Origin of the sequence: Brevibacillus sp. SKDU10 (assembly GCF_001645205.1) — a bacterium.
Classification (GTDB): domain Bacteria; phylum Bacillota; class Bacilli; order Brevibacillales; family Brevibacillaceae; genus Brevibacillus_B; species Brevibacillus_B halotolerans.
Map to the genome: position 1 here is coordinate 50,158 of NZ_LSSO01000144.1, position 9,694 is coordinate 59,851.

The window sequence follows — 9,694 nt, forward strand, 5'->3', positions numbered from 1 at the left end:
GGTATTTCTGTATAGAATTTTCATGATACGAACATAGAGCAGGAGGAGACAATGAGTATACAAAAGCAATCTCAGATCGTTTTGGAGATGGAGAAGAGTCTCAAAGGCCTAGAATATATCGATGAAGTTCGTGTGGTACAGGAAGAAAAAAATATAGGCAACAGAATATGGCATGCAAAAGATTTAATCCCAACCATGATGAAAACAGACAGGTTAAAAATAGATACACCAAAATCAGAGCTGCTGCGGCAAACCGAACGGATTGAAAGCTCCCTTCCCTTAGCAATTAGTCATGGGGATGAATTAAAGAGAACAGCTAGCAGTCCTACTACGTTAATTGATGTATTACTCAATGCTGCTAAGCTGGAGGATAAGGGAATCATCTATGTTTTGGATAACGGAGATGAAATCGAAACTAGCTATCGACAGTTATTTGAGCAAGCTAAGCGCCTATTAAAGGGACTGCGGAACATGGGGATCAAGCCTCAAGATCGGGTTATTTTTCAATTTCAAAAAAATCAAAACTATGTCCCTATGTTTTGGGCTTGCGTATTAGGTGGGTTTATTACTGTACCGATTGCTACGTCTGCCTCGTATGCAGAAAAGAATGCTGATACTTCGAAGCTATACAATATCTGGAACATGTTAGATAAGCCAGTAATCATAACGGATGAAGATTTGCTGGAGGAAGTTAACAAGTTATCGGAAGTTTGGGAAACAGATGAGTTTGTTATCAGCACGGCTGAGCAGTTAATGAATAATGATGAGGAACAAGAATTTTATACGTATCAAGAGGAAGATTTTGTCCTATATTTGTTAACATCGGGTAGTACTGGTTTACCTAAATGCGTGCAGCATAGAAATGCTAGTCTGGTGGCACGCACAATGGCCACAGCACAATTTAACCGATTTGACAGCGAAGAGGTTCTTTTATGCTGGATGCCATTAGAGCATGTTGGCGGATTGGTCATGTATCATATTCTAGGTGTTTATTTAGCCTGCCAACAGATATTACCACGAGTAGATTCATTTATTTCTCAGCCGTTGAATTGGTTGCATTGGATGGACAAGTATAAAGCTACCTTAACATGGGCTCCTAATTTCGCCTTTTCTCTGGTAAATGACCAAGAAAAGGATATTGAAGAAGGCAGCTGGGATTTATCCAGTGTAAAACATATCTTAAATGGCGGAGAAGCGATTGTTGCTAAGACAGCTAAGCGATTTTTATCCATATTGCGTAAACATCAACTCCGTGACGATTGCATGTACCCCTCTTTTGGAATGTCTGAAACCTCTTCCGGTATTGTATTTTCCAAAACATTCCGCAGTGAATCTCAATCTGGCGTTCATTATGTAGATAAGATTTCATTTGAAACCCTGCTTCGATTTGTAGATGATACGGAAAAAGAACATATTTGCTTTACAGAGGTAGGAGGACCTATCCCGGGTGTAAGTGTTCGAATTGTTGATGATAATAACCAGTTGCTGCATGAAAATCATATTGGCCGAGTGCAAGTCACAGGCCCTACAATCATGGCAGGCTATTATCAAAATCAAGAGGCCAATCAGGAGGCCTTTATTGGAGATGGCTGGTTTTTTACAGGGGACCTAGGATTCCTCAATGAAGGTCGATTAACAGTTACAGGTCGTCAAAAAGATATCATTATTATGAACGGAAAAAATTATTATAATTACGAAATTGAATCATTAGTAGAAAGTGTTTACGGGGTGCAATCTACATTCGTAGCCGCCGCAGCGTTTATTGATACCTCCAAAAGCGTTGAGGAGCTAGCGATCTTTTTTACTCCTATAAATGAGATAGATGAGAGATTCCTAGGTTTTATCATTACGGAAATTAGACGAACAGTAAGCAGGAATTTAGGTATAACACCGAAGCGCATCATTCCGATTAAGAAGGAAACATTTTCTAAAACGGAATCTGGTAAAATTCAGCGAAATAAATTCACGGAGAGACTATATGCTGGGGAATTTGATGAGATTATTAAGCAAATAGAGACACAAAATGAGGACCCGCATCAAACCTTTCCAGAATGGATGTATGCAAGAAAGTGGGAAGAACGCCCTATTTCTGTACTAGCCTCCCCGCTTCCGCAAGAAACGTATCTTATTTTTCGCGATACATTAGGGCTGGGAGATCAATGGTCATCCTTGTCTCAGAATGGTTCTAGCGCGATGATTATAGTTGATCAGGGAGAAAGCTTTAAAAAGCGAGGAGAATTCCACTACGAAATAAACCAGCATGAGCCAAAGGACTATCAGTTACTATGTGAGGAACTAAAAAAAGAATCGGTAACCATTCATCATGTTCTACATCTATGGACATACCAGGAGGACTTGGATGAAGCGGAAAAAGAGCTATCCTATTTAAAAGAAAGTCAATTCTTAGGTAGCTTTAGCCTTATTTTCTTGTTACAAGCTTTACATAAAGAAGTAGGTATGCCAAAAACGTTGACGTTCGTTTCTTCCAATGTATTCTCGTTAGAAAATCCTGAACATTCAGCTTACGAGAAAGCAACGATTCCAGGAATCATTAAGACTATGAAGCATGAATTTCCTAATACAATCGCTAAATTTGTAGATATAGACACCAACCATCCTCCTTATCATCCATTGCTAGCGCTACAAGCAGAGCAGGGGCTGCCGGACGAGGAAAGCGTGGTTATTTATTCGAAGGGCAAACGATTTGTCCCGAAACTGCAACAGGTAAATCTTCAAGAAGCTAACAAAAAACCATTGCCGTTGGTAGAAAAAGGATTTTATGTCGTTACAGGTGGTCTTGGCGGGGTCGGCAAGCAAATTGCACAATACTTGATTCAAAAGTTTGATGCCAATATTCTACTACTCGGAAAGACCGCGCTTCCTAGTGCAACTGACAAAAATACTGGTACACAGAGTGAGCGCTATCGAGCACTTCGCGAATTAGAGAAGCTGACTGCTAGAGAAAATCAAATCATCTATAAAAGCACTGATTTATCAGATGTAACAGTAATGGAAGAGGCAATTAATGAATCAATGTTATATATGAATGCTGAAAAAGTGGATGGCATTATTCATTTAGCTGGCGTCTATTATGAAAAACCATTATTGGAAGAATCTGTTGAATCACTGGAACATATGTATGAATCTAAAGTAGCTGGAACCTATCTATTAGGCAAATTGGTTGAAAAATACCCTGAAGCTATTTTGGTTACCTCCTCTTCCTCCAGTGGCTTGTTATCAGGCTATGGAGTGGGAGCCTACACTTCCGCCAATATGTTTGTGGAGACATTTACCGATTATGTAGCACAAAAACGTGATGGCGTACGGTGTTTCGCATGGAGCTTATGGAATGATATCGGTTTAGGGCAACAATTTACAGATATGAAAGATTTATTGATAAGAAAAGGACATCAACCGATCTCTCCGCAAAAAGGAATCTTTTCATTCGAATTAGGCTTGATGCTTGAACATAACATGCTGTATATCGGGCTGAATAAAGGGGTTTCCGAAATTGCAACGCTATGTTCTGAGGTGGTAGAAAAGGAACTAGTAACGACGGTTTATTTCTCCACTACCCATAATCAATTCTCCTTATCTGAAATGTACAGCACCATCAGATTACACACCATTGATGAAAAGGGCCATTCCACAAAGGTTATTTTTAGACAGGTCGATCAGCTTCATTCAGATCAGGCTGAGGATCACCTTGTAAGCAATAACCGAAGAATGGAAGAGGAAATCAAGCAGCTATGGTCTGAAATCCTACAGGTCGACCAGCTTCAGGCTTTTGATAGTTTCTTTGATTTGGGAGGCAGCTCTCTAAAGGCAACGCAATTACTCTCCTCTGTACAGTCACGTTTTGGTGTAGCCATTCCTCTAAAGGTATTTTTTGAAAATCCTACAATTAAGGGATTAATCCATCGCATGGGAAATGCAGCTGGGACCAAGGCCAACGTCATGCGAATCTATGAGCCAGCTAAAAAGAGGGAAAAGATCATCGACTTATCTCCATCGCAAAGAGGGCAATGGTACTTATATCAAACGCGTCCAGACAGTCCTTTTTATAACATCACGTTCACTCTTACCTTCGAGGAAAATGTGAATAGACAAGCTTTATTAAAAAGTATACAGGCGGTTATTCAATCGCAGGAAGCACTACGTTCCGAAATCAGAATGATCGAGGATGATCCAAAGCTATTTATCCACGATACCTATGTAGTGGGGATACCGATTATCGATTTATCCTCCTATCCTTTGGAACAAAAAGAACAGAAACTGGCAGCCTTGATTGATACGGAAGCAAACACTCCTTTTCAAATAATGAAGGAGTCTCTGTCAAGATTTACCCTTATTCATGTTGGCGACAATGTACACATCCTGTTGGGAAGCATGCATCATATTATTTCAGACGGCTGGTCGATACATGTATTTACCAAAGAGCTATTACGTTTTTATAAGGAAATGCAAGAAAACGGTGTTATTGATAGTAAAGAGCTAGATTATACCTATACAAACTATCTGCTAGACCAAAAGGAATGGCTGACAAAAGAGAACCCAGAATATGCTGATCAACTATATTATTGGAAAGAGAACTTGGCAACTGAAACAGCGCCATTAACCCTGCCTATTCAACTCTCACGCCCAGCTATTCAAAGCTATCAAGGGATGACCATTGAACAGCTTGTGACCCAGGAGTTAACAAAAAACATCATGGAAGCAAGTAAACATATGAAATCTACACCGTATATGTTTTTACTTTCTACTTTTGCGGCGCTATTATTCCGTTATTCTGGGCAGGATACCTTCCGTCTTGGGACGGTTCTAGCGAATCGGAACATGCCGCAAACAGAAAAGATTATCGGCTATCTAGCCAATACGGTGACACTATCCTTTGATTTCAAGGAAGAGCTCACTTTTGACCAATTGCTAGATAAGGTAAGAGGAATGGCGTTAGAAGCGCATGATAATCAGAATGTCCCACTAGAAACTGTGTTACGTGAGTTACAAGTAAAGCATACTGCCGATATGGCGCCTTTGTTCCAAATTGTCTTCACCATGCAAAATGCGGTACAGCATCTCTATCAAAATGAACAAATAAAAGCCTATTTGGACATTGTTTCCAATAAAACCTCTAAGTACGATCTAAGCTTACATGTCTATGAAGAGGAGCATCAATTGAGATTTAAGCTGGAATTTAATACCGACTTATTTGAAGAAGAAGCAATGAAAACCTTGTTGGGACATTACCTGAATTTTATTCAAGTGATCGCCAACGATAAGGTACACACAGGATAAACCAGAGGCAAAAAACGCTCAACAATATCTGCTTCTATAACGGTAAAAAGGCATTTCCTCCAGATCGGGTAGGAAATGCCTTTTTTATAGGTATGATGAGATAGCTATCGTATTTTTTATACCTTGAGCATGGTTGACAGCAAGGTTTGATTAACTAGGCTGATCACAGCCTGCTCATGCTCCTGAATGAAGAAATGCCCGCCGTCAAAGGTGGCAAAGCTGATATCTTCACTTGTATGTCTACTCCATTCTGTCATTCGATCTACAGATACGGTGTCATCCTTTGTCCCATAGAGAACCGTAACGGGTGTGGTAATAAGCTCTCTATTCAGATTAGGTGCATACGTTTCTACTAATTTAAAATCTCTTTTAAGAATAGGCGTGAATATGTCCATTAACTCTGTGCTTGTCATCAGTTCGGCTGGAGTCCCGCCCATTGATCTAACTTCCTCCCAAAACGCTTTGCCTTCAAGCTTGTGGCGATTCGTTGTGGGTGCGATATGGGGAGGGTTTTTTCCAGAAAAAAAAGTGGTGATTGGCATAGGAGCATTTTGTTCTTTTAAAGCATGAAGCACTTCAAAAACGAGCAAGGCCCCCATGCTATGACCAAACAATGCATACGGGCTGGAATCTAATTTACTCTGTAAAATCGATAAAATATCGGACACCGCTTCCTCTATATGTTCGTACAGAGGTTGGTTAAACCGACTTCCTTTCCCGGCAAGCTCAATAGGGATTAGCTCTATATCTGGGAGAAAAGCTTTTTTCCAACTGGTGTATACGGTAGCAGATCCCCCGGCATAAGGGATACAAAATAATTTCATTTTGGCTGACACTTGTAACCTCCTTGTTTTCCTACCAGTACTAGTTGCAGGATGTATGTTTTGATAAATCAGTATTTTTACATTATACAATAAATGAAGGGTATTTTTTACTTTTTTGCTCATTTTTGTGCCCAAAATATGATGCAATCAGAAGCGGAGGGAACAAAAGTGAAAATGCCGGTAAGAAATGTAATGCTAATTGGAAGCATCAAATGCGGATAAATCTTTAAAAAAAGACGGCGTAGTTCTGCAATGGAAGGGATATCGGACACATAATCCAAAAAGACTATGACTTTTTAGTTAGATCGATAGTTAATATGAGTAAAGAACTAGGTGAAATACACTTTTAGTGAAAAAAATAGCGGCTAATGTAAAAAAAGTACGGTATTCTAAAAGAATATGAAAAGTTATCTAGCAATCTATAGATATTTTTGCATGAATTCATGGGAATTCAGTCTCTGTTATTTTCAAAAAATCTGACCGAAAATGAAAGAAGGGAAACTATTTATTTCCCTTCGCCTTTTCTTGGGCAGGCAGTACCAAAAGCTTATGATAGGTCCATTTGGTATACGCAAAGCCTTCCTTCACACGATAGTAAGGGATATAGATGCTTGCTGAGTCGGTTCCAACCGGGTGTGCATCCATTGCTAATACATTGGCCATTTCCATGGCACGCATTAAATGATAATTATGGCTTACGATCAATGCTGTGTGATAGCCATTCTCCTGCATGATTTTCTGGCTGAAGCTGAGATTTTCCAGCGTATTTACAGCCTTGCTTTCCAGGTAGATGCTGGAGGCGGGGACTCCTTTTTTTATAAGATAAGTACTCATAACATCAGCTTCGCTATGCTCTTTTCCTTTTCCAATTCCGCCAGAAACAATAATGGATTTTATGTATTTTTGCTGATAAAGCTCGAATGCTTTTTCTAAACGTTCTGCCAAGGCGGGACTGGGCTGATCACCATGGACAGCGGCGCCAAGGACAATCGCAACATCGGCAGGCTGTGGCACAGCCGAACGTTCTACTTGAGCCATTCTATAAAAGATGAAGCTAAACCATAGGATAGCCAATACAAAAATAGGGACTCCCACGCGCAGCATCCCTTTTTTAAGGAACAGTAACAATTTACTCGCCTCACTATTCAATAGAATTATAGGATGATGGAAATGACTTGGTCAAAACCTGGTAAAACTGCATATGTAACCACAAGCGTACTTCAAGAGATATCTGATCAGTCGGCATCAGATGATGTATATACTTCTTTTGCGCCTGCGAATGTCGTTTTTGATAAATTGATACGTGGAAACAAAAGAAAAGGATTTTTATCTTCAGCGGCCTATCGAAACGCTAACCATTCGTTTGATTCTTGCCATGCTGATGATCTGCTAGCTGCGTCTCACTCTTCTAAAAGAGTACAAAAGCTGCCAAACGAAATTGAGCGCCCTCTTCAAAGCTTTCTGAATGGGCTGCAAAATCTCATTGGATCACAGCTCATCGGCTTTTATCTATATGGTTCTATTGCGTTAGATGCGTATGTTCCCGGCGAGAGTGATATTGATTTCCTCTGTGTTACAGATGGCGATTTACAAGAGGTGGATATGTGGCTGATCGAAAAGCTATTTTTCGATCAGATGGCTATCTATCCAATTCTCGCTAAGCTAGAAGGAAATTTCCTCGCAGCGCATCGGCTAACATTACATAATCGCTGCGAATGCGCCCAGTGCTTTGAGGAAGCTTATTTAGTCAAATCGCCCCGAGATTGGAACGCCATTACATTACTATTATTACGTAATCATGGAATCCCTTTGCTAGGACCAGCTCCAACTGAAATAATACCAGAGGTTTCAGCCTCAGAGTTAGCGAATAACATGATTGGGAACCTACTGTATTTTGAAATAAATATGGAGCATTATTTTAATCGAGGTCTAAATGACCAAGTTTTTGCGGTACTAACGCTGTGCCGGATTCTATATACGATGCGCACCGGTGAAGTTGTGAGTAAGCAAGCCGCTGCTGAATCGGTATTGTCTCAGTTGCCAGCTCTCGGAAAGGTCATCATCAAGAGAGCGCTGCGTGCATGGGAAAAACGCCCAGATGCAGTTAGGATGGCAAAAACCGGTACGGATCTCGCTCCAAAGGATAAGCTGCTAGAGTTTGTTTCGATTGTAAAGAAGCTTGCAGTGGATTAAAAGTATTCAGCCTCTCACAAATAGTAAGACGTAACATAGATGATGAACGTAACGTCTTTATGTAAAAAAACATGTAACGTGGATTTTGCATGGAGAAGCTACTTTCACATTTTTTGTGCGTCTTTTTTTGTTTTATAAATATACATTTAATCCCAAATAAGTTATAATTATGAATATTCCATCTAAATAATAGGAGGTGCTTGTTCATGTTTTTAAAGGAAAAGGATACAGCCGAAATGCCGGCAAATGTAGCTCTTATTGAGAAACTATTTATGCCTTTCATGTTTCAAGCGATCTATGTAGCCGCAGATTTACACCTTGCTGATCATCTCAAGGATGGGGCAAAAAGTATCGGTGAACTAGCTCAAGTGACACAGACAGATGAATCAGCTCTTTATCGACTGCTACGTTCCTTATCTAGCATGGATATTTTCAAAGAAAGCGAGAAGGGAATCTTTGAGCTGACGCCAATGGCTGATTGGTTAAGAAGTGATGTGGAGGGTTCGCTACATTCCATGGCATTGATGTTAGGTGGACAACCAATGTGGAACCTATTACCAGAATTACTGACGAGTGTAAAAACAGGCGAATCATCCTTCGAGAAAACCTTCAAGCTATCATTTTATGAATATTTAAGTCAATCAGAAAACAAAAAAGCTGGAGATATCTTTAATCTAGCGATGTATCATAATACACAACGACAGATTAAACAAATCCTGGCCAACTATGATTTTTCCTCTTATCATCAAATCATAGATGTGGCAGGTAATCATGGACAATTACTTACAGCGATTTTAAAGGAAGCATCGGATAGTAAAGGGATCATATTTGATCAGTCTTATGCGCGTGAACTCGCTTTGGCTAACCTAAATAAGGAACAAGTATCTGATCGATGTGAATTTGTAGTCGGTGATTTTTTCAAAGAGATTACAAAAGGCGGAGATTTATATATTCTCAAGCATATCCTACACAATTGGAACGATGAGAAAGCGATTGAAATTCTTACGAAATGCAGAGAAGCAATGGGGGATAGCGGTAAACTCTTAGTGATTGATTCCGTCATTGAAGAAGGAAGCTCAAAAGATTTGGCAAAATTCCTTGATTTACAAATGCTGCTTCTACTGGGAGGAAAGGAACGGACGCAGGAAGAATACTCTCGATTATGCGAGGCAAGCGGATTGTTTATTCACAGGGCGATTAAAATGCCGATGAGCATGTCTTTACTGGAGATTTATCCAAAGTAGAGCATTTTATCTAGCATAGAAAAAAATATCGGAATAGAACGGCCCCTATGTTTAGGTACGTACTGAAGGGCTGATAATGCTGTCTGAAGCGAAGGAATGTTCGCTCTCAGGCATTTTTTTGTGTAGTCAACCTGGATT

Annotated in this window: 5 protein-coding genes; 3 read left to right on the forward strand and 2 right to left on the reverse strand. The window is 39.9% G+C overall.

Annotation, left to right across the window (positions count from 1 at the left end; all coding sequences use genetic code 11):
• Window positions 1–51 precede the first annotated feature (51 nt).
• Complete coding sequence (locus tag AYJ08_RS09755) at window positions 52–5,295, forward strand: SDR family NAD(P)-dependent oxidoreductase (protein ID WP_064017562.1); 5,244 nt, start codon at window positions 52–54, stop codon at window positions 5,293–5,295.
• A 116-nt stretch (window positions 5,296–5,411) separates the two neighbouring features.
• Here the strand turns inward: AYJ08_RS09755 and AYJ08_RS09760 are convergent, their stop codons facing one another.
• Window positions 5,412–6,131, reverse strand: coding sequence for a thioesterase II family protein (locus AYJ08_RS09760; protein WP_082890914.1), 720 nt, complete (start codon window positions 6,129–6,131; stop codon window positions 5,412–5,414).
• Window positions 6,132–6,620: 489 nt separating this feature from the next.
• Window positions 6,621–7,247 (reverse strand): YdcF family protein, encoded by a 627-nt coding sequence (locus AYJ08_RS09765; protein WP_231929076.1) that lies wholly within the window; start codon window positions 7,245–7,247, stop codon window positions 6,621–6,623.
• A 42-nt stretch (window positions 7,248–7,289) separates the two neighbouring features.
• On the opposite strand from AYJ08_RS09765, the gene AYJ08_RS09770 reads away from it, so the two are divergent.
• Both AYJ08_RS09770 and AYJ08_RS09775 read left to right on the forward strand, forming a co-directional pair.
• On the forward strand, window positions 7,290–8,312 hold the full coding sequence (locus AYJ08_RS09770; protein WP_231929077.1) for an aminoglycoside adenylyltransferase domain-containing protein: 1,023 nt from the start codon (window positions 7,290–7,292) through the stop codon (window positions 8,310–8,312).
• 206 nt (window positions 8,313–8,518) lie between these two features.
• On the forward strand, window positions 8,519–9,556 hold the full coding sequence (locus AYJ08_RS09775; protein WP_064017564.1) for a methyltransferase: 1,038 nt from the start codon (window positions 8,519–8,521) through the stop codon (window positions 9,554–9,556).
• Window positions 9,557–9,694 lie beyond the last annotated feature (138 nt).

What these genes read in the sequence shown, in the direction of transcription:
- AYJ08_RS09770 (WP_231929077.1), top strand. Translation starts at nt 7,290, where the DNA reads ATGACTTGGTCAAAACCTGGTAAAACTGCATATGTAACCACAAGCGTA.
- AYJ08_RS09775 (WP_064017564.1), top strand. Translation starts at nt 8,519, where the DNA reads ATGTTTTTAAAGGAAAAGGATACAGCCGAAATGCCGGCAAATGTAGCT.
- AYJ08_RS09755 (WP_064017562.1), top strand. Translation starts at nt 52, where the DNA reads ATGAGTATACAAAAGCAATCTCAGATCGTTTTGGAGATGGAGAAGAGT.